Source organism: Sphingomonas alpina (genome assembly GCF_014490665.1).
Classification (GTDB): domain Bacteria; phylum Pseudomonadota; class Alphaproteobacteria; order Sphingomonadales; family Sphingomonadaceae; genus Sphingomonas; species Sphingomonas alpina.
Genome location: NZ_CP061038.1, coordinates 3,529,725 through 3,548,275, shown reverse-complemented (window position 1 = coordinate 3,548,275; position 18,551 = coordinate 3,529,725). Strand labels below are relative to the sequence as shown.

22 protein-coding genes are annotated in these 18,551 nt (G+C 62.6%); 12 read left to right on the top strand and 10 right to left on the bottom strand.

Translation table 11 applies throughout. The features are described 5' to 3' along the window. Window positions 1-463 precede the first annotated feature (463 nt). Genes H3Z74_RS16595 through H3Z74_RS16585 form a run of 3 tightly spaced genes read left to right on the top strand, consistent with a single transcriptional unit; the run spans window position 464 to window position 2,604 of the window. On the top strand, window positions 464-868 hold the full coding sequence (locus H3Z74_RS16595; RefSeq protein ID WP_187760685.1) for a hypothetical protein: 405 nt from the start codon (window positions 464-466) through the stop codon (window positions 866-868). Next, window positions 837-2,147, top strand: coding sequence for a hypothetical protein (locus H3Z74_RS16590; RefSeq protein ID WP_187760684.1), 1,311 nt, complete (start codon window positions 837-839; stop codon window positions 2,145-2,147). Before H3Z74_RS16595 ends, H3Z74_RS16590 begins: the two co-directional genes overlap by 32 nt. Then, entirely contained in the window at window positions 2,131-2,604 is a 474-nt protein-coding gene (locus H3Z74_RS16585) for a tetratricopeptide repeat protein (protein ID WP_187760683.1), read from the top strand. Before H3Z74_RS16590 ends, H3Z74_RS16585 begins: the two co-directional genes overlap by 17 nt. A 53-nt stretch (window positions 2,605-2,657) precedes the next feature. Here the strand turns inward: H3Z74_RS16585 and H3Z74_RS16580 are convergent, their stop codons facing one another. Next, complete coding sequence (locus H3Z74_RS16580) at window positions 2,658-3,485, bottom strand: TorF family putative porin (protein ID WP_187760682.1); 828 nt, start codon at window positions 3,483-3,485, stop codon at window positions 2,658-2,660. Window positions 3,486-3,784: 299 nt separating this feature from the next. On the opposite strand from H3Z74_RS16580, the gene H3Z74_RS16575 reads away from it, so the two are divergent. The 3 genes from H3Z74_RS16575 (at window position 3,785) to H3Z74_RS16565 (ending at window position 5,599) form a co-directional block, all read left to right on the top strand. Further along, window positions 3,785-4,066 carry a hypothetical protein gene (locus H3Z74_RS16575; protein ID WP_187760681.1) on the top strand — a complete coding sequence of 94 codons (282 nt, stop codon included), beginning with the start codon at window positions 3,785-3,787 and terminating at the stop codon, window positions 4,064-4,066. Window positions 4,067-4,100: 34 nt separating this feature from the next. Next, on the top strand, window positions 4,101-4,892 hold the full coding sequence (locus tag H3Z74_RS16570) for a hypothetical protein (RefSeq protein WP_187760680.1): 792 nt from the start codon (window positions 4,101-4,103) through the stop codon (window positions 4,890-4,892). 287 nt (window positions 4,893-5,179) lie between these two features. Beyond that, window positions 5,180-5,599, top strand: coding sequence for a PaaI family thioesterase (locus tag H3Z74_RS16565; protein ID WP_187760679.1), 420 nt, complete (start codon window positions 5,180-5,182; stop codon window positions 5,597-5,599). 39 nt (window positions 5,600-5,638) lie between these two features. Here H3Z74_RS16565 and H3Z74_RS16560 read toward each other — a convergent pair whose 3' ends face one another. Then, on the bottom strand, window positions 5,639-6,193 hold the full coding sequence (locus tag H3Z74_RS16560; protein WP_187760678.1) for a suppressor of fused domain protein: 555 nt from the start codon (window positions 6,191-6,193) through the stop codon (window positions 5,639-5,641). 114 nt (window positions 6,194-6,307) lie between these two features. Between H3Z74_RS16560 and H3Z74_RS16555 the strand changes: the two genes are divergently transcribed. Then, the gene (locus H3Z74_RS16555) at window positions 6,308-7,030 is read left to right on the top strand and encodes a class I SAM-dependent methyltransferase (protein ID WP_187760677.1); all 723 of its coding nucleotides are present in this window, start codon (window positions 6,308-6,310) and stop codon (window positions 7,028-7,030) included. Between the two features lie 72 nt (window positions 7,031-7,102). Here the strand turns inward: H3Z74_RS16555 and H3Z74_RS16550 are convergent, their stop codons facing one another. From H3Z74_RS16550 to H3Z74_RS16535, 4 genes are all read right to left on the bottom strand, one after another. After that, window positions 7,103-8,587: a SulP family inorganic anion transporter gene (locus H3Z74_RS16550; protein WP_187764372.1), complete on the bottom strand. Its 1,485-nt coding sequence runs from the start codon at window positions 8,585-8,587 to the stop codon at window positions 7,103-7,105. Between the two features lie 44 nt (window positions 8,588-8,631). After that, complete coding sequence (locus tag H3Z74_RS16545) at window positions 8,632-9,333, bottom strand: carbonic anhydrase (protein ID WP_187760676.1); 702 nt, start codon at window positions 9,331-9,333, stop codon at window positions 8,632-8,634. A gap of 291 nt (window positions 9,334-9,624) precedes the next feature. Then, window positions 9,625-10,974 (bottom strand): ATP-binding protein, encoded by a 1,350-nt coding sequence (locus H3Z74_RS16540; RefSeq protein WP_412034820.1) that lies wholly within the window; start codon window positions 10,972-10,974, stop codon window positions 9,625-9,627. 8 nt (window positions 10,975-10,982) lie between these two features. Then, window positions 10,983-11,729 carry a response regulator transcription factor gene (locus tag H3Z74_RS16535; protein WP_187760674.1) on the bottom strand — a complete coding sequence of 249 codons (747 nt, stop codon included), beginning with the start codon at window positions 11,727-11,729 and terminating at the stop codon, window positions 10,983-10,985. Window positions 11,730-11,891: 162 nt separating this feature from the next. On the opposite strand from H3Z74_RS16535, the gene H3Z74_RS16530 reads away from it, so the two are divergent. Further along, window positions 11,892-12,143, top strand: coding sequence for a hypothetical protein (locus H3Z74_RS16530; RefSeq protein WP_187760673.1), 252 nt, complete (start codon window positions 11,892-11,894; stop codon window positions 12,141-12,143). A gap of 372 nt (window positions 12,144-12,515) precedes the next feature. Here the strand turns inward: H3Z74_RS16530 and H3Z74_RS16525 are convergent, their stop codons facing one another. Continuing rightward, window positions 12,516-13,382: an SDR family NAD(P)-dependent oxidoreductase gene (locus H3Z74_RS16525; protein ID WP_187760672.1), complete on the bottom strand. Its 867-nt coding sequence runs from the start codon at window positions 13,380-13,382 to the stop codon at window positions 12,516-12,518. Between the two features lie 92 nt (window positions 13,383-13,474). On the opposite strand from H3Z74_RS16525, the gene H3Z74_RS16520 reads away from it, so the two are divergent. Together H3Z74_RS16520 and H3Z74_RS16515 are read left to right on the top strand one after the other, a co-directional pair. Continuing rightward, window positions 13,475-13,909: a MarR family winged helix-turn-helix transcriptional regulator gene (locus H3Z74_RS16520; RefSeq protein WP_187760671.1), complete on the top strand. Its 435-nt coding sequence runs from the start codon at window positions 13,475-13,477 to the stop codon at window positions 13,907-13,909. Window positions 13,910-14,241: 332 nt separating this feature from the next. After that, a complete protein-coding gene (locus H3Z74_RS16515) occupies window positions 14,242-14,634 on the top strand; it encodes a hypothetical protein (RefSeq protein WP_187760670.1) in 393 nt (130 codons plus the stop codon). A gap of 342 nt (window positions 14,635-14,976) precedes the next feature. Here the strand turns inward: H3Z74_RS16515 and H3Z74_RS16510 are convergent, their stop codons facing one another. Beyond that, window positions 14,977-15,411: a hypothetical protein gene (locus H3Z74_RS16510; protein WP_187760669.1), complete on the bottom strand. Its 435-nt coding sequence runs from the start codon at window positions 15,409-15,411 to the stop codon at window positions 14,977-14,979. A 171-nt stretch (window positions 15,412-15,582) separates the two neighbouring features. After that, entirely contained in the window at window positions 15,583-16,026 is a 444-nt protein-coding gene (locus H3Z74_RS16505; protein WP_187760668.1) for a hypothetical protein, read from the bottom strand. Window positions 16,027-16,272: 246 nt separating this feature from the next. On the opposite strand from H3Z74_RS16505, the gene H3Z74_RS16500 reads away from it, so the two are divergent. Continuing rightward, window positions 16,273-16,443, top strand: coding sequence for a hypothetical protein (locus H3Z74_RS16500; RefSeq protein WP_187760667.1), 171 nt, complete (start codon window positions 16,273-16,275; stop codon window positions 16,441-16,443). 117 nt (window positions 16,444-16,560) lie between these two features. Here H3Z74_RS16500 and H3Z74_RS16495 read toward each other — a convergent pair whose 3' ends face one another. Then, a complete protein-coding gene (locus H3Z74_RS16495) occupies window positions 16,561-17,457 on the bottom strand; it encodes a LysR family transcriptional regulator (protein WP_187760666.1) in 897 nt (298 codons plus the stop codon). An 86-nt stretch (window positions 17,458-17,543) separates the two neighbouring features. Between H3Z74_RS16495 and H3Z74_RS16490 the strand changes: the two genes are divergently transcribed. After that, window positions 17,544-18,401: an NAD(P)H-dependent oxidoreductase gene (locus H3Z74_RS16490; protein WP_187760665.1), complete on the top strand. Its 858-nt coding sequence runs from the start codon at window positions 17,544-17,546 to the stop codon at window positions 18,399-18,401. Window positions 18,402-18,551 lie beyond the last annotated feature (150 nt).

The following is an 18,551-nucleotide window of genomic DNA, read 5'->3' as shown; positions in this document are numbered from 1 at the left end:
GAACATCGAAAGGACGGAGTCAGGGCGGTGAACCCGTTGTCCGATATCGGCCATCTCCCGCTGCTCTCCGCTGTTTTTCCGGCAGAAAAAAAGCGACCCCTGTTAAGTTGGATTTCTCCAACGGATTATCGATGTTCTTTCAATAGTTTGGGTAGTTCTCACCCCTGTTACGGTAACAGGGGTGAGAACAGCGGAAAACAGGGGTGGTTTTCGCCGGAACAGGGGTTCAGTTTCATGATGAGAAAGAGCGGTCGGGATACGCATGGCGTCCCGGTCGCTGCCACGTGGTATGATTCGCGGTGAGGTTGAATCGATGTCGGTGGGAAGGACTCGACTGACTCGCCGGTCGATTATTCCCTCGCTCGATTCAAACTATCGGCCCGCTCGCTACAACCTCGCATTACCATGACGGGTCGGGACCGAGCGCGTGTCTCCCTGCACATGGCGCAATGGGAGAGGCTGGTTGCGCATAACATCAGAACAATCGCTGTCCGATGCACCGATCGGGACGGTCTTGTCGGAAGGCATTGCCGCGCAGGATATCGCGACGCCTGTCGTTGGCAGTGATGAGATTGTTGCCCCGGCGGGAAGCCAAAACACTGCCTTGAGCGCAGCGACGTGGTTGACAGGAGCCGCGCAAGACATCGTCTCCGATACTGGCGCGGCACTGCGCCGGATGAAAATGCGCCTCTACTCTCGGATGATGACAGATTTGTCGGTGCTGACCCAGAACGAGCGACTGCCGACCGACGCGGAAATTCACGAAGCGCTGCATCGCGCGGCTCGGGCGCAAGGGTTGTCCCTGCGGCCGACCGGCCAGCGCTCTCCTGTGCAGGATGGGCGCCGCCGATCCGCAGCGCGCCGGTAATCAGTCGAATGATATCGGCCTCGAACAGTTCACCGTCCCCGCCGATCAATCCGTCCAGACGATATCCGGCACTGGCACGGTCGAGGATTTCGTGCGGGGAAGGGGCGATCCGGCAGGCGAGAGCTCCGCAACCAGGCTGAGCAAGGTTAACGCTTATCTGAAGGCCGTCGACGCCCGGAACGCTGCCTATGCCGCCATCGAGCAGGCCAAGAGCAAGTTCGGGCTAGTGGAAGATGCCGACCATGATCCGGCCGGTTCGTTGAACCGTCCCTTTAACAGCGCGAGGGTCGGATATGGTCTTGCCTCGCTGGCCGCATCGTCGCGGGCCCTTGTTGCTGCCAATCCTGCTTCCCCGGAGACCGACAAGCTGTACCTCCTGGAGTTCGCCGACGCGTTGGAACGGGCATCGATTGCGATGTCGGGCGGACGATGGATCGACGCAAACCCGAATCCCGATTTCTTCAGTTACAACCGGATCGACTATCCCGATTTCAGTTCGGCCTATCAGGCCCGAATCTTCACTCAGTCGAAACAGCCCAGTGCTTCCGCCCTGACCCCGGAAATGATCGAGGAGCGACAGAAGATTGAGCTTGATCGCCAGGTGATGGCCGGCCGCAATGATGCTCTCCCCAGTTTTGTCGAGCAGACCTATTTTACGGCGCGTGCGGGGGATGCAAGCCTGGATGAACTCCAGCGGCAGATTGCCCGAGGTCAATTCCTGGACGCAGCGACTGCCGCTGCTGGTGCTGCGGCGGCATCTGGCTCTGGGAGTGGCGGGATATCTATTGGCTTGCCTCTTGGCGGCAGGCGATCCACAAGTTTCTATCCAGACTATAAACGCAGCTCGCTTTTAGAAGTCGAGCCCGCCGTTCGCAATGCGCGTCTGGCCTATGTTGGCGGCACTCCCGATAAATTCTCTTCTACAGGGGGAGCTGTTGTTAATCGGATGCGAAGCGAGGGCCTTATCGTTGGTGAAGGGCCCTTGCTAAGGGGTAATCCGAACAATCTTCAACTTAGATTAGAAGATGGTCAACTGGTTCCGATCGATTCTACAATAGATATGGCTCACAAAATCGATGTTGTTACTCTGTGGAATGCAGGGTCGCACTACACAGGGGCGAAGTCGACCCATGTGAGGAAATTCATGCTCGATGCGGACAATTATATTCTCCAACCTCGTTCCATCAATCGTTCCGAAGGTGCAAAGATACGGCAAGTTTACAGGAGGCCACTCATGCGCGCAGCGGATAGAAAAGGAGGCGATGGTGGTGGAAGATAGGCAAGAGCTGAACGCAGCGGCTTATGCGTTGATCGTGCATTTGTGCGCCCGGGGCGATCAGCTTGCCAGGGATGGAGTGTTCGACGAGGCGGTGGATGAGTACAACAAGGCATTGGCTCTGGTTCCTGAACCCAAAGAAGGTTGGAATGCGACCACATGGATACTCATTGCGATTGGTGATGCCTGTTTCCGTGCCGGCGATGATGAGGCCGCGCTGGAGGCGCTGGAAGATGCCGTGATCTGCCCCGGCGGGCTGGGAAATCCCTTCTTGCATCTGCGATATGGACAGGTCCTCCTGAACCTGGGGCATGATGACCATGCCGCCGACGAATTGATGCGGGCCTATATAGGCGGTGGCGAGGAAATCTATGCGTCCGAAGACCCCCGCTATCGGGCCTTTCTGAAGACTCGCGCCATTTTGCCTGATCTTGAGGGGGATCGAGCCGGAGGCGATTGAGCGCCCTCATCGAAAAGGGGTACGGCCGCAAACCGTACCCCTTTCGCGTAGCCTCAGAAGGCAGCCGTCACCGAGAACACCACCTGGCCGCCGGCGATCGGGCCATTGTCCTTGGTCGAGCTGAAATTGGGTAGCAGATAGGCCGATTCCGCCTTGCCGATATCGGTGTCGACATAAGCGACGCCCAGCGTGAGCGGGCCGACCACGGCGTCGACGCCGAGCAGCCAGTCGAAATATTTGCCGGTCGGCGCGACGCTGGTGCCATTGGGGCCAAGGCCGGGGTTGCCGTCCGAATAGCCGATATGCGCCTTGGCGGTCAGCGGCGTCTTGGGGATGCCGATGGTGGCGTCGCCCCACAGATAGAGATTGTCCTCCGACTGGCCGCGGCTGAACGGCGTGTTGGAGAAATTGCCCAGCGCTTCCTGCTTCGGGGCATAGGCGACGCCGGCGAGCAGGCCGACCGGGCCGATCGTGCCGGACAATTTGGCATAGGGTTCGAAGAAGTCGGTCTTGTCCGCGCCGCCGGGATACATGTACCAGGTGACGCCGACATCGATCGTACCGCCGCCGACAGGTCTCTTGTATCCGGCAATCAGGTCGAGTTCGAGATTGGCGCCGCCGAACGTGCCCCAGCCAGCGAGATTCGACCCCCAGGCGCCGACATAAAAACCGGACTCATGCGCCACGGTCACACCGCCCTGCAGCGCGATCTCCTCGTCCGACTGCGAGACGCCGCGGAAGCGGTAATCGGATACGAGCGCGACCGAGCCCGACACGGTGATCGGCTTGGTCGGCTCGGTATCCTGGGCCAGGGCCGGCTGGGCAAGCAGCGCGGCGGACAGCAATGCGGCTGGGCCGATAAGCGACAGTCTAGTCTTCAATGGAACCTCCCGATTCTCGGTTTAGGTTCCTCCTGCATCCGGATCGCCGGACCGCTCAGTCACGAGGGTACGGAAAGGGGCATCGGTCGGCCCGGACGGGACGAACCCTAGCTGGGCTTCATTGCCGCTGTTTTGTGGGTTTGTAACGAAAGATTGCCGGCGAGGGGCGTGGGGCCGCAGTTTCGATCCGGTATCGGACGCCGCGATGTTGTGGCATATTGGAGTCAATGGAGCGCACGGAACCTTCAAACGGCCGCCTACGTCGATCGCGACGGCTGTTGTGGGTGTGGCTCACCGTGATGTTCTTCGTGACCGCAGGGGTGTCGGTCCGGTCAGTGGCATCCGCCGCAGTCCTGTTTGCCCTTGGTATCGCGTTTTGGCTGGTTGAGACGCGAACCCTGCGGCCCGGCCGGTCCTTTCTCAGACTGACGCTCGGTTCCGCCTTCTTGTTTTTCGTTCTCGTCGTCAATGTGGCGATATGGGGCGGGGACTCGGTACTTGCCGCTATCCTGTGGATCGGGATTGTCGTGGCCGGGGTCGTCTGGACGATGCATTACGAGCGGACCGAACCACTAATCTGATCCGTCCTGCCTTTTATTTATGTTACGATCGGCCATGCTGGCAGGATTCCCGCATTTGTTCGAGCCGCATTCCGGTTTGCTTCTGGAGCAACTGGGCCGCCTAATCGACGAGTCGATGCTGCGCGAGATTGCGGAAGCGGACTATGGGGCGGATGCGGAGGCTCATCATGCGGCTCTGCGCCGGATGCGAGATACGGGCTTTGTGCCGCAATCCAACGAATGGGAGCCGCGGGAAGTGCTCGAACTGATCCGCTGGTCGCGGCCGGATCAGCCAGAATGGAAGCCCGGCGGATATGGAGAGCGCGGTCATTGGATGAGGGCGTTCTGTTGTGCGTCCCTCCTGCGCATGGCGGGGGAAGACGATATGGGCGCGCATCACAGCTTCAACGAGACCGTCGCTGGGCTCGTCGCCAGCCTCGACGCGCTGGACGCCGGGCTGTGGGCAGAGGCGGGGGCTTTCTTTGGCTGGTTCATGGACCAGCTGGCCGGCGCCGGCGATCAGGGGGAAGCGCCGTTCGTCGGCATGGCCGTGCTGCACTGCGCGTTGCGCATCGAGTCAATTCCCGACCCGGCGATCATCGCGCTGTGCCAGTGGATCATCGAGCGGGAGGAGGCGGAAGCGCAGGAGCCGTATGCGCCGGGCGATGGCCATGGCTGGCTTCACCGCATCTCGTTTCACGATCAGCACCGAGATATCTGGACGAAACTTGGCGAGGCGCTGGCGGAGCCAGGCTTGGCCCGATCCGAAGAGGTGCTGGAATGGGTGGGGGTTATCTCTCTGTCGCTTGCCGAAAGTGATGACCTTTCCGGGGCAATGGGCGAATAACAGGGATAATTTTCTGAATCTGGGCTCTTTTCGCTTCGTTGCTGTCGGGGGTGGCCGCCGTGCCTCCAAGCCTCGAGCTAGTGTCCGGCGTCTCTTTTTTTGTCTCGATGACTGTTCTGAGGGCGCAGGAGGCTGGTTGATTCTTCAAAAGCCGGAAAGCTTTTCAGACGTTGAGAAAGCGCTGAGACCTTCCCCGCTCTCTGTCCATTGCGAACATCCGGATCATGGTTCAAGCGATGGCCATGCCTCCGGTCCCGCCAGCGCCACCCTACCAGCGATCCGTCCGGATGAGCCTGGAAGAGCTCTCCGCCTTTCTCGATTCTGCCTTTCCGGCGGCGGCGCGCCCGGCGCTTGGCCGGGTCGTCGGCGTGGCGCTCGATCATGTCCGCATGGAGCTCGACCCCGGCCCTCAGATGCTGCGCCCCGGCAATATCGTGTCGGGCCCGACCCTGATGGGGCTGGCCGATGTCGCCGCCTATGCGGTTATCCTGGCGCATGTCGGGCCGGTGGCGATGGCGGTGACCAACAACCTCAACATCACCTTTCTGCGCCCGTGCAGGGTCGAGACGGTGGTCGCCGATGCGCGGCTGCTGAGACTGGGGCGGCGGCTCGCCACGATCGATATCAGGCTGTGGCAGGGATCCGAGGCCGGGCTGGTGGCGCAGGCAACGGTTGGGTATGTCCTGCCGCAGGCCGAGGGTGGCTAGGGTGGTCGCTTTGGAGCCGGTACGGAGGCTCGGCCAGATTCAGATAACGTTGGGCCGGAACGGATCGAGATAGTCGAAACTTGTGCGCTCCATCGCCTGTTCAAGTGCGTCGAGACCGTGTGCTCGTTTGAACGCGACTTCATCGCTGGAGATCGGCAACAGCCACAGGAACCGCGCACCGGTCGATTCCATGATCTCCAGCCGGGGACCATCCAGATAGGGCAGGGATACGAGCCCAAAGCCAAGGGGGGACCCGGGCGACCAGGGTCGTCCGAAATTAACTGTGTGCCCCATATCGAGGTCGCTGCCTGTGCGATGATAATGCGCCGTAATGTAGAGAAGTTCGACAAGGCCGAAATCGTCGTCCGTCGAGAAGCAGTGCAGCTCCAGCGGTTTGTCGTCCTCGGGCTGTGACATGCAACGGGTCGCGAAGGTCCATGCCGGACAACCCACCCGCGGTGGGAATTTTAGAACCGTAAAGTCGCTGGGAAGGTCGGAGACCGGACCGTTCCCGAACAGGCAGGGCACGCCATCGCAGCCCCAGTTCTCCTGGTAGTGCTTCTCGATCCTTGCCACCCTGATCATCGTCTTCATATGCCATCTTGCCGATGCTTTTCATATGATCGAGGCACGAATCCGTATCCCATGACGGGCTCCGGATCGGGGCATGTGTTGACATGGTAATCTTCATGTAACATATAAAAGTACATGAAACATGACGATCACCTGCCGGACGATGCCGTCGCGCCCGACAACCCCTTCGTGAAGCATTTCTCCGATCCCGAGGCGGTCTCGAACTATGCCGAGGGGCCGCGCCGCGTCGTGCCGGGACTTGAGGCCTTGCACCGCATGACGGCGATCCTGCTGGCTGAACGGGTGCCGGCCGATGCGCGGGTGCTGGTGCTGGGCGCGGGCGGCGGCATGGAGCTGCAGGTGCTGGCACAGGCTCATCCCGGCTGGACCTTTGTCGGCGTCGATCCGGCGGCGGCGATGCTGCGCCTGGCGGAACGCACGATCGGGCCCGATATGGCGCGGGTCGATCTGATCGAGGGCTATATCGATGATGCGCCGCCCGGGCCGTTCGATGCCGCGGTCTGCCTGCTGACCCTGCATTTTCTCGACGCAGCGGAGCGTGAACGGACGGTTGGCGAGATCCACCGCCGGCTTCGGCCTGGTGCGCCGTTCGTCGCGGCGCATCTCAGCTTTCCGCAAGGGGCCGAGCGCGAGCTGTGGCTCGACCGCCATGTGGCCTATCCCGTCGCGATGGGCGCCGATCCCGAGCAGATGCGCGGTGCCCGCGAAGCGGTCGCTACACGGCTCGCCACCTTCAGCCCGGGGCAGGATGAGGCAATCCTGCGCGCCGGAGGGTTCCCGGAGGTCAGCCTGTTCTTCGCGGCATTCGCGTGGCGTGGCTGGATCGCGAACGCCTGAGGCCAAAAATACCCCTCCCGGCGGGACGACCGGGAGGGGTAAAACGCAGGGCCCGCTGGGACAGGGGTGGTGTCAGGCGAGCGCCGCGATGCGGTTGTCATTGCCGGTCAGCTCGATCGCCGCGCCGCCCGCGCGGCGGCGGTTGAGCCATTCGCGGATCATTTCCACGCTGGTATGATCGGCCGCCGACAGGCGCGTCACGTCGAGCTGGATCGCGGTGCCGTGCGGCGCACGGTCAAGCGAGTCCGACAGGCGCGGTAGCGAGACGAAGGTCGCCGCGCCGTCGAGCGCGATGCGATAGCCGTCCGTGCCGTCCTGTTCCTCGTCGATCTTCAGGCGCAGGCGCTTCAGATGCGGGAGGAGCTCCAGCACGCTCAGGCCGATGCCGACCAGCACGCCGCTGAGCAGGTCGACCGCAACCACCGTCACCAGAGTCGCGGCCCAGATGCCCGCGGGGAGCAGGCCATAGTCGCGGAACAGGTGGCGGACATGCTGCAGGCTGACCAGCCGCCAGCCGGTCACGACCAGCACCGCGGCAAGCGCGACCATCGGAATCTCGCGTAGCAGCCAGGGCAGCAGCGCGATGAAGGCGAGGATCCACACGCCGTGCAGGATCGCCGACAACCGGGTCGCCGCGCCGGCCTGAACGTTGGCCGAACTGCGCACGATCACGCCGGTCATCGGCAAAGCGCCGGCCGCGCCGCACAGCAGGTTACCGATGCCCTGCGCACGCAGCTCCTTGTTGTAATCGGTGCGCACACCGTCATGCATGCGGTCGACCGCGGCGGCGGAGAGCAGGGTCTCGGCGCTGGCGATGAACGCGATGGCAAGCGCGGCGGTGAGGATCGCCGGATCGACCAGCTTTGCGAGCAAGCCGCTTTCCGGCGGCACGATCGCGCCGAGGATCGATGCCGGCACTTCGACCCGGACCACGCCGAGGCCAAGGCCCGATGCGGCCAGGGTCGCGACCAGCACGCCGATCAGCGCGGCGGGCACCAGGCGCATCGATTGCGGGCGGAACTTCTCCCATGCCAGCATCACGCCGATGGTCAGCAGACCCACCGCAAAGGCGGTTTCGGCGCCGGCCCAGTCCATCGACAGGCCGAACAGCCGCGCCGGCATGGCGGCGAGGTTATCAAGTCCGCTGGGGAGGGGCTTGGCGTCGAACAGGACATGGAACTGCGCCACGACGATCAGCACGCCGATGCCGGCAAGCATGCCGTGCACCACCGCGGGCGAGATTGCGCGGAACCAGCCGCCGAGCTTGAAGACGCCCGCGGCGACCTGAATCAGGCCGGCGATGAGCAGGATCGGCCCGAGCGCCGACAGGCCCTGGTCGCGGACGATTTCGAACACGATGACGGCGAGGCCCGCGGCGGGGCCGCTGACCTGGAACGGCGAACCGGCCAGCGCGCCGACGACGATGCCGCCGATGATGCCGGTGATCAGCCCGCGCTCCGGCGGCACGCCCGAGGCGATCGCGATGCCCATGCACAAGGGCATCGCGACCAGGAACACCACGATCGAGGCGGTCAGGTCACGCGGCAGTCCGGCCATGCTCGGCCAGGAAACGCCCGGCTTGGCAACGGTCTTCACATCGCTCATGCGGCTTCCCCGAGCGCCGCGGAAGCGGAGTCGGTGGCGCGGCGATCGGCGGCGCGAAGTGCGACCGGCATCGGGCGATCTTCATGGATCGCGACGAAGCGGCCGGTGTCGCCGTCAAGGCCCAGCATCACGCCGTCATGAATGTCGAAGAACCAGCCATGCAGCGCGATCTGGCCGCTCGCCACGGCAGCGGCGACCGATGGATGCGTGCGCAGATGGGCAAGCTGGATCACGACATTCTCCATGCTCGCGATGCGCACCGCATCATGGCTTTCGAGATCGTGATAGGAGCTGCTGACCACACTGTGCGCCGCGCTGCTGTGACGCAGCCAGGCCGCGACATTGGGCATGCCGGCAAGCATTTCCGGATTCATCAGCGCCTTCATCGCGCCGCAGTCGGAATGGCCGCAGACGATGATGTCGCGCACGCCGAGCGCCGCGACGGCATATTCGACGGTCGACGACACGCCGCCATTGGCAGTCGAGAAAGGCGGCACGATGTTGCCCGCATTGCGGCACACGAACAGGTCGCCCGGTTCTGCCTGCATGATATGTTCGGGTGCCACGCGCGAATCCGCGCAGGAGATCATCAGCGCCTTGGGGCTCTGCCCGTCGGTCGCCAGTCTGGCATAAAGTGCGCTCTGGTTCGGAAAGACCTGCTTTTCGAAACTGATCACACGGCCGATCAAGTCGTTCACGGTAATACTCCTGAGTCCGCCGCGCCGGGTGGCACGGTTCGGATCAGGATATGGCGGCGCTCCTTTGCTGCGGTGCGGCATCTTCGTGACGAATTGTTTCCGGGTCTTTTTTTGAGGGAAAGCGGCACCAGTCAGCGCCCGGCCGATGCTGAATTGACCGACTACCTCCGTTCGCCTTGGGCTTGTCGAAGCCTGTCCTGAGCGCCTGCCTTGGCAGGCAGTCGAAGGGAAGAGCGGTGCTTCGACAAGCTCAGCACGACCGCAGGTAGAGCGAGTCCGGTAGAGTCTGATCTAGCCTTGGAGGTGGCCGGGTAGGGGAGCGGGCTGGTGCTGTAGCTCAACCGAGGCCGGCAGAGCGATCCGTGCGCAAAGCCCGCCGGAGGACCGATTGCTGAGGCTGAAGCGCCCGCCCAGCATGTCCACGGTGCGGGTCACGATCGCCAGGCCGAGCCCGAAACCGACCGTGTCGCGCGTCCGGGCATCGTCGAGCCGCACGAACGGCTCAAGCACGCGGGCAAGCGATGCATGGGGGATGCCGGGGCCGTCATCCTCGATATCGATCATCACCATATTGCTATTGCGCTGCAAGGCGACCTCGACCCGGGTGCCGTAGCGCAGCGCATTGTCGACCAGATTGCCGATCGCGCGGCGCAGCGCGAGCGGACGCGTGACCAGATCGAGATGCTCGGGCCCGCGATAGGTGATCAGGCGCCCGGCATCGCTGCCGGCATCGACGATCGTGGCGCACAGCACCGCCAGGTCGGTCGGCACGGGCCGTTCGGGTTCGTCCTCCCCGCCGAGAAAGGCGAGCAGCGAGGCGACCATCGCCTCCATCTCCGCCACGTCGCCGGCTACCGCATCGCCGATTTCGCGGTCGTCGATCATGTCGGCGCGCAGCGACAGGCGCGCAAGCGGTGTGCGCAGGTCGTGGCCGACCGCGGCGAGCGCCTGAGTGCGATCGGTGATCAGATGGCGGATGCGTGCCTGCATGCGGTTGAACGCCACCGTGACGCGCCGCACCTCGCTCGGCCCCGCCTCGGCCACGATATGGTCGCCGGCGCCGTCGAACCGGTCGGCAGCTTCGGCCAGGCCGTGCAGCGGTGCCAGCATGCGGCGCAGCAAGGCGCTGCCCAGCACCATCAGCACCACCGCCGGGATCAGCGCGAGCAGGATCCGGTCGAACGAGGAGCTGAGCCGCGCAACCGGCTGCAGCGTGCGGAAATACAGCCAGTCGCCATCGGGCAGCACCAGGCCGCCCGAGACCATGGCGTGATGGCCCGGCGCAACCAGCTGGAGGCGAAGATTGCTCTTCGCCAAGGCCGGTTCCCAGCCGATCACCTGGCGCCGCATCGTGTCGAGCGCGGGCGCGTTGGGCGGCGGCGGCGGAAGCTCGGCGCGCCAGCGCAGGGCATAGCGGTCGGTCGACAATTCGGTTGCCATGGCGGCGCGCCGTTCGGGCGGCGTGTCGGCGATCAGTCGCTGACAGATGACGAGATGTTCGGCGAGGCGGTGCGCCTCATCTTCGCGCACCGCGAACTGGCTGGCGCGCTCGTACAGCACCGTGCTCGCGCCGAATTCGATCACCATGGCGAGCAGCAGGATAGCGACCACGCGGCCGGCAACGCCGATCGACGGGCGCACGAAACGCCTCAATGGCGGGTGACCGTCGTGTTGAACATATAGCCGACCCCGCGCACCGTGACGATCGGCGCAGGCTGGCCGCCATGCGACAATTTGCGCCGCAGCCGGCTGATCAGCACATCGACACTGCGGTCCGAACTATCGCCGAGCCGGGTACGCGACAATTCGAGCAGGCGTTCGCGCGCGATGATCCGCCCGGCATGGTCAAGCAGGCTCATCAGCAGATCGAATTCCGCGCCGGTCAGCTCGACCCCGGCGCCGCTCGGCGATTGCAACTGGCGGCGCGACACGTTGACCGTCCAGCCATCGAATTCGATCAGTCCCTGTTCGGGCTTGCCGTGACGCCGGTCGAGGCCGCCGCGGCGCAGCACCGCACGAACGCGCGCGAGCAGTTCGGCAGTGCCGAATGGTTTGGCAAGATAATCGTCGGCGCCCATTTCCAGGCCGACGACGCGGTCGGTCTCGCTGCCCTTGGCGCTGACGAAGATGATCGGCACGTCGCTTTGCTGACGCAGCGCACGGCACAGATCGAGGCCGCTGGTCTGCGGCAGCATCACGTCGAGCAGCACGAGATCGGCCGGCCCGGCCTCCAGCGCGCGCCACATTTCGGGCGCCGAAGCGGCGGGACGGACGAGATAGCCATTCTGCTGCAGCGCGCGCGTGGTGAGAGTGCGCAGTGCCGGATCATCCTCGACCAGGACGATCGAGGGCGCGGAATTGCTGGTTTCAATGGGGTCGGTCGGGTGGTGTTTCATGACACCGCGCACCTAGGGAGCGCCCACCGGCGGGTCAATGCGAGCGGCCTTGAACAGGCGCCGCGGGAAACACTTTGTCACACAGGGGCGAATGGCCAGACACGTCGGCTTCCTAGATGGCACGGCAAGACAAACGCCATAGTTATATACGGAGTTCCTTTCATGCGTCTTCCCCTGATCTTCACTGCCGCCGCGATCGTCATCGGCGCGACCGCGCCTGCCGCAGCCACCGAAAACCCGCGCGGACCCCTGACCCCCGCCCAGCGCGAAGCCGGCTGCACGATGCGCTTCGACCACACGCCAGCGGGCAAGACCCCGCGTTTGCCGGCGGAAGTGCATTGCCCCGCCAAGGCCGTCGCGGCGCTCGACCAGGCGAAGCGCGCCGAGCTCAGGGATGCGGTCCGGCGCGACTGATCCGGTTAAAGGGCCAGGTCGTGAACCTATAAAAACGGAACGTCCGGGATTGGTGGAGAACGGCTCGACCGCTGTCGGGCGCTAGCGCTGCGTTTTCGGCCATTCATTCAGCTAGAGTGGTAACGGGCGCAATGCGCGCAATCGGCTATTCTGCATCGCCACAGACGATCTTGAAAGCAGCCCTATTTCAAGCTGTCGGTAAACTTCCGCGACTGGGATAAGGGGTCAGCACTGCCCGACATGGCAACAGCCCGTCACGTCGATCGTCTACCTCCTGTTCCAATTCGTAGGTAGCAGCCCTCTTCCGCTATCCCGCCGATTCTGCGCTATGGCGCGATATTCTCCTTAGCCGCTGCCGAATGCCGCACGGCATCAGCGGAAGCGGGAAAGCGTTTCCGTCGTCTTTTCCCACAATTGTCGCCGTGCTTCCTCGTTATCTGCGGGTGCAACGGGTGTCAGCAGTCGCGTGCTCTTCGCCGAGACATATGCCCCGGTCTGTTTGCCGAAGGCTGGATCGGTGGCCAGCCGTACGATGGCCCCTGCGCCACGCTCGGGATTGCCAATGCCAAGCCACGTCAGCAACCCGGCGACTGGACGAGCAAAGCTCAGTTCACGGCCGAGCCCGGTGACATTGAAACCCGGACATAGACAATTGACGGCGACACCTGTCCCGTCAAGTTGCCGGGCCAGTTCAAGAGAAAACATGATGTCCAGGAGTTTGGTGCGGCCATAGATCCTTGATGATCCCCGTGCGGTGAAGGGGGCGATGTCGAGCAAGTCCTTTTCGATATCGAGACCACCACTCTGCCGCGAAGCTTCCGAGCCAACGGTGACGATGCGCGATAGCGCAAAATGCGCGAGGGTTTCCCGTAAGGTATCCGTCAACAGCCAAGGGGCGAAATAGTTGACGGCGATCATTTCCGAATAACCGTCCTTGGTGACTCGCTGTTCGAAAGCATGCAGGCCCGCATTGTTGATAAGCACATCAATGCGCTGATGCTGCGCAGCAATGGCCTTGCCGGTCATCACCACGGCTGCCAGATCGGAGAAGTCAACGAAATGCACATCGACCGGAGTGCCGGGCGCGACTGCCTCGATCGCGGCGCAGGTCTGGTCAGCTTTGGCCTCGCTGCGCGCGGTCAGGATGAGGTGCGCGCCGCGTCGGGCCAGGTCCAAAGCGGCGAGTTGGCCGATTCCGTCGGTGGCGCCAGTGATGAGAATTCTTGGTCGAGTGAACATAGGCACAGCATCATTTAGTTGATATATATCCATCAATCAAATTGGTGGACAAAAGTCCATCAAAATCCCTTTGCGATCAGCTGGAGAAACCAATGAGCAAGACGCGTAAGGAGCTTGCGACGGAATTGGGCAGCGAGTTGAACGGTCTGCTCATGGCGTCCCGAACCGTCATGGCCGCGTCGGCCGCCCGGTTTCATCCTGATCTTCAGCCGGCCGCTTACCAGCTTGCGGCCATGCTTGCCGGCCAGGGCCCGACAAAGGCAGGGGGCCTCGCGGAACGGCTCGACATGGACAAAAGCGCCATCAGCCGGTTGGCGAAATCCCTTTGCGACAACGGGCTGGCGGACACTTCGGCTGATCCGAGCGATGGGCGGGCGATCGTTTATAGCCTGACGGACGCGGGTCATAATGGAATTCAAGCCGCGAACGCGGTCAAATCCGACGCGTTCTTTTCGCGCGTGGCTGGGTGGAGTGATGCCGAACTCACTCTGTTCATCGGCTTGCTAAGGAAGTTCAATCGGATTTAAAAAACAAATGGCAGCGCTGGTCGGCCCAAACACCCGATACAGCCGCCGAACTCCGTTCAGGGGCTGTCGAGGCGCGCGCGGCGCAGTTCCGCTTTTATGGCATGCCGCTCAAAAGCTGCCTGACTGCTACGGGCCCAATCCGAGCCGAAATTATAACATGAATGAGCGTCTGGTTTCGGGAAGCGCGAAGTGCTGCCCGAACGCCCGAAATTGGGTCATGGCGCCGCAAGCCGCCGGCCGGTTCACGCCCATTTGCAGACGCCGGCGGCTCCCGATACACTCCGGCCAAGTTGAAAATTGCTCCGCGTATCCTCTGTGTCCAAGGAAGTTGAATGCTTTCGTTCATCGTCGCCTCGATGCTCGCAATTCAGGACGCGAAAGCGGGTGCCGACCTGTTTGGAAAATACCTCGCTACAAACCTTACCACAAAACCTACTTGCGATAAGCCGGGTGAGAGGTACCTGATCCTCAGTCCAAGGGGCCTCGATTGGGGCAATGGAAAAACGCAGCCGCTTGTCCGATTAGAGGTCGGTGACCGAGATCACTATCATTTGTGGATCAAGGACCTTCAGACCGGCAAAGTCATGTTGTATGGGGTGTTTATCGATAGAAACTACGACAATGCCATCGTGATCAGTGATGAGAGAGCTGAAGTGCAAGCTCAAATAGATCAGCCCGGTGTTGCCGATATCGGCATCGCCGGTTATGCGCGTTGCCCTTCATAACCTTTACTTGCGGGCGTGTTAGCAAATGTCTGCCATACACCAGTCGCTGACGTTCAGGCGACAGGTCGCGTCATCCGAAACGGCCGTTTGAGATGAACGAATGTCCGCTTCGGATAAGCGGTAGGGCAGGGCCGAACGTCCGCAACTGGGTCCTTGCTGAAGCGGCTGAAGATCTTCGGCACAGGCTGATTACCGGGAGGTAGCACGAGGACCAGCAACTTCGGCCGCCACGGCCGTCTTTATCCTCGAGTGCATTGGGCGACGCTTGATCCACGGTCTTCCGCATCTTGTTCGCGAAACGACTTCGAGGCGTGGCCGCGCTCGGTTGACGCATACCGGCGCTCACACCTTCATGTCGAACCAGACGCCATAGAGCATCAAAGCCGATCCGAAGCACCACATCATCGTGCCGAACATTTTCAGCTGGCGCTCATAGCCGATAAGGAAACTGATCGGAAAGCGGTGCAGGTTTGCGGCATTGTAGCGCTTGTGGAACGCGATCTGCGCGTTAACCATTCCATGAAAGACAAAGTTCATGATGTTGAGCATTGCGGCGACGACGGCCGTGAACAGCAGCTGGAACAGAGCCGTCGTGAAGGCGTGCGACGGCTGCACTTTTAGCCCACGCAACGCGAGGGCAATCATCACAACCAGGACTGTTCCGCCGATGATCGCGCCTACCGAATGTTTGATGACGAACCCGGTGCCAAATCGCGGAGCGACGATCAGCAAAGCGATACACACAGCAACAGAAATCAGCCACGCGATGGCCTGCATATGGGAAATCCTTGGGTTAGGTCCGCGACTTAGCTTCGGTCGAAAGCTATTTGTCGAGCCCAGATTAACGAACGTCCGGAGTAGGGAGGCATTAGGTGGCCGCTGAATGTCGGTTTATGGGGCCTCGCCGCCGCGAAACTGCCGGGCTGGAGTCGACCCAAGAACCGACGTTCAGGGTTTCGGCTGCCTCACTCCGGCATACCAGAAAGTGGTGGCCGACAGCGATGCAATCGCTGCAAAGACCAGCGTCCATTTTATGGCGACGCCGCCATTCATGTATAAGCCGAACGGGTTGACGGGCGGAACCGGAGCCGGGGCCAACTGGAGCCAAACAGCAATCGCTCCAGCAAGAAGAAGGAAGGGCAGGACGGCGAGGCTCAGGTAATGGATCAAACCTGTTTTCCGGAAATGCTGCAACACTAGGTGGATGGGAATTCCGATCAAAAGAGTAGCGACGTAGCTGAGCAGAGCGAACGCCAACATGGCGAAGAAAACGCCCGCGTATCCCCCGTCTCCCGTATCGCCGGCTACTGCATTAACAGCGATCGCCAATAGCAGCGGAGCCACCAAAGGCAGCGGGGCGAGCGCAAAGGCCTTTATCTCTCGCTCGCCCATCGCACTTCCCCATCGTCGTCAGACCTCAAGTCAACCTATATCGCTTAATGTCCGCTAACCACCCATCCCAAGCCGCTCCCGTCAACAACTGCGTTCGCCAAACCGGCCGTAGAAGCGAGGCGAACGGACTTCCGCTAGTGGGAAGCGCTGCGACCCGCCGGAATATCTGAATGTAGGTCGAAAGCGGACCGTCCGGTTTATGAATCTACGGCCTGGTCAAAGTGATGTGAACGTGGCGCGCGCCTTATGGCGCGCAAAAGCTCGACCACCGCGTTCGACATCGAAGTGAGCATTAAAGGCAACACCGTGTTGTCGCGCCGCACGGTGACCGGATATGACGACAACAAGGGCTATTTCAAAGCTGGCTGCTATGTGCCGGCGGCGGCTCGGGCTGCGCTTCGTCGTTCAGCCAGCTGACTTTCGGCCTCTGATCTCCCCCGGCGGCACGGCTTGAGCCGGTCAGTGCCGCGCCGGACGACCCGTTCGCGCCAGCGTGCGAATGGGTCGAGTCCGCAACCATGATCGCAACCCCATTCACTGATCCGCGCAAAACTCCGCCAGCCGCTCGCGCAGCCATGCTCGCGCCGGATGATCATGGGTGCGGTCGTGCCACACCATCGCAATGCTGAAGCCGGGAACCGCAATCGGGGGCTCGAACCGGTCGACCAGCTCGGCATAGCGCAGCGCCAGCCGCTCCGGCGCCAGCGCGATCAGGTCGCTGTCGATGATGGTGTCGAGCAGGAACACGAAGGATGAAAAGGCGAAGGCGACGCGGCGGGTGAGACCAAGCGCGGCCAGCGCTTCGTCGGTCGGGCCTTCAAAGCCATCGGCGCGGGGCGAGACGATGATGTGGCGCTCGGCGATGAAGCGCTCGAGCGTCATGGGCCGGGCGTCGAGTCCGCCCTTGCGGATCACGCCGACATAGCGTTCGCCGAGCATGTCGAGCCGATGCAGGCGCGGTCCGCTCGCTTCGCTCGGCTGGAGGAAGGCGATGTCGATCTCGCCATTCTCCAGATCGGCCATCGCCGATCGCCCGCTGGGCCGGAGCATGATCCGCACGCCCGGCGCCGTGTCGTTCACCCACAGCAGGAAGGGCAGCAGGATCGTCTGCATGTAATCGCTCGCCGCAATCGTGAAGCTGATCTCGGCCTCGGCCGGATCGAAGGCGTGTGCGCCGCTGATCAGCGCAGAGATCCGGTTGAGCGCCTCGCGTAACGGCTGCTGCAGATCCCTGGCCAATGGGGTCGGCAACACGCCGCGCTGCACCGGGACGAACAATGGGTCGCCGAACAGGTCGCGCAGCCGCGCAAGCTGAGCGCTGAGCGCCGGCTGGCTGAGGTTCAGTCGGGCGGCCGCGTGCGTGACGTTGCGCTCGGTGAGCAGGCCGTCGAGCGCCACCAGCAGGTTGAGGTCGAGCTTCTTGCTATCCATTTCATTTATACCTGAACGGTGATTTATCGATTTCTATGGATAGCAGAGGCTGACTAGATCGGGGAGGCACAATCAAGGATTGCCCCATGAAATATCTCATCATCTATGCTCACCCCGAGCCCGCATCGCTGACCGGCTATCTGAAGGATCGCGGCGTCGCCGCGCTGCAGGCGGCCGGGCATGAGGTGATCGTGTCGGATCTCTATGCGATGGGCTGGAAGGCGGTCGCCGATGCCGGCGATTTTCCGGCACGCGCAGCGGATGAGGAGCGGCTCGATTACGGCAAGGCGTCGGGCGTAGCCTATGCCGCGGATGCGCAGTCGGCCGACATTGCCGAACAGCAGCGCCGCCTGCTCTGGGCCGATATGGTCGTGCTGCAATTCCCGATGTGGTGGTACGGCATGCCGGCGATCATGAAGGGCTGGATCGACCGGGTTTATGCGTTGGGCTTCGCCTATGGCGTCGGACCGCATGGCGGGCCGAACTGGGGCAAGCGCTTCGGTGAGGGTATGCTGGAGGGTCGCCGCGCGATGGTCGCGATGACGGTCGGCGGACGCATGGCGCAATATGGACCGCGCGGCGTCAATGGCGCGGTCGACGATATTCTGTGGCCGATCCAGCACGGCGTGCTGTTCTACCCCGGCATGGCGGTGCTGCCGCCGACGATCTTCTACGAAGTGCGCCAGGCCGATGCCGCAGCGGTCGAGGCGATGGCGCTAGCCTATATCGACCGGCTGCTATCGGCCACGACGACCGAGCCGATCGCGTTCCGGCACCAGAATGGCGGCGACTATGACGACGTCCAGGTGCTGAAACCCGACCATGACAGCGGTGCGCGCGGCCATGCCTTGCACCAGCGCGGGCCGGCCTTCATCTCCAACATCTGGGGCGGGCAGCCCGGCGAGTATACGCCGCGCCATGTCGCCCCGACATCGCGGGACTGAGGGCTTGCGGGGGAGATATCGGACAATCCGGTGTCCCATATCTCCCCCATTTCACCTCATCCCTGCCGGTGCACGGGTGCGATTCAACCCCCGCTCAACCGCCGTTATCGCGGCCGGCATGGAAAACCTCAGGCTCTCGGGATTTTGGTA

Coding starts and splice junctions, on each gene's coding strand:
- H3Z74_RS16520 (WP_187760671.1), top strand. CDS start 13,475: ATGAGCAAGACGCGTAAGGAGCTTGCGACGGAATTGGGCAGCGAGTTG.
- H3Z74_RS16585 (WP_187760683.1), top strand. CDS start 2,131: ATGGTGGTGGAAGATAGGCAAGAGCTGAACGCAGCGGCTTATGCGTTG.
- H3Z74_RS16515 (WP_187760670.1), top strand. CDS start 14,242: ATGCTTTCGTTCATCGTCGCCTCGATGCTCGCAATTCAGGACGCGAAA.
- H3Z74_RS16565 (WP_187760679.1), top strand. CDS start 5,180: ATGAGCCTGGAAGAGCTCTCCGCCTTTCTCGATTCTGCCTTTCCGGCG.
- H3Z74_RS16575 (WP_187760681.1), top strand. CDS start 3,785: ATGTTCTTCGTGACCGCAGGGGTGTCGGTCCGGTCAGTGGCATCCGCC.
- H3Z74_RS16550 (WP_187764372.1), bottom strand. CDS start 8,587: ATGGCCGGACTGCCGCGTGACCTGACCGCCTCGATCGTGGTGTTCCTG.
- H3Z74_RS16505 (WP_187760668.1), bottom strand. CDS start 16,026: ATGGGCGAGCGAGAGATAAAGGCCTTTGCGCTCGCCCCGCTGCCTTTG.
- H3Z74_RS16560 (WP_187760678.1), bottom strand. CDS start 6,193: ATGAAGACGATGATCAGGGTGGCAAGGATCGAGAAGCACTACCAGGAG.
- H3Z74_RS16570 (WP_187760680.1), top strand. CDS start 4,101: ATGCTGGCAGGATTCCCGCATTTGTTCGAGCCGCATTCCGGTTTGCTT.
- H3Z74_RS16510 (WP_187760669.1), bottom strand. CDS start 15,411: ATGCAGGCCATCGCGTGGCTGATTTCTGTTGCTGTGTGTATCGCTTTG.
- H3Z74_RS16490 (WP_187760665.1), top strand. CDS start 17,544: ATGAAATATCTCATCATCTATGCTCACCCCGAGCCCGCATCGCTGACC.
- H3Z74_RS16525 (WP_187760672.1), bottom strand. CDS start 13,382: ATGTTCACTCGACCAAGAATTCTCATCACTGGCGCCACCGACGGAATC.
- H3Z74_RS16555 (WP_187760677.1), top strand. CDS start 6,308: ATGAAACATGACGATCACCTGCCGGACGATGCCGTCGCGCCCGACAAC.
- H3Z74_RS16535 (WP_187760674.1), bottom strand. CDS start 11,729: ATGAAACACCACCCGACCGACCCCATTGAAACCAGCAATTCCGCGCCC.
- H3Z74_RS16500 (WP_187760667.1), top strand. CDS start 16,273: ATGGCGCGCAAAAGCTCGACCACCGCGTTCGACATCGAAGTGAGCATT.
- H3Z74_RS16495 (WP_187760666.1), bottom strand. CDS start 17,457: ATGGATAGCAAGAAGCTCGACCTCAACCTGCTGGTGGCGCTCGACGGC.
- H3Z74_RS16590 (WP_187760684.1), top strand. CDS start 837: ATGGGCGCCGCCGATCCGCAGCGCGCCGGTAATCAGTCGAATGATATC.
- H3Z74_RS16530 (WP_187760673.1), top strand. CDS start 11,892: ATGCGTCTTCCCCTGATCTTCACTGCCGCCGCGATCGTCATCGGCGCG.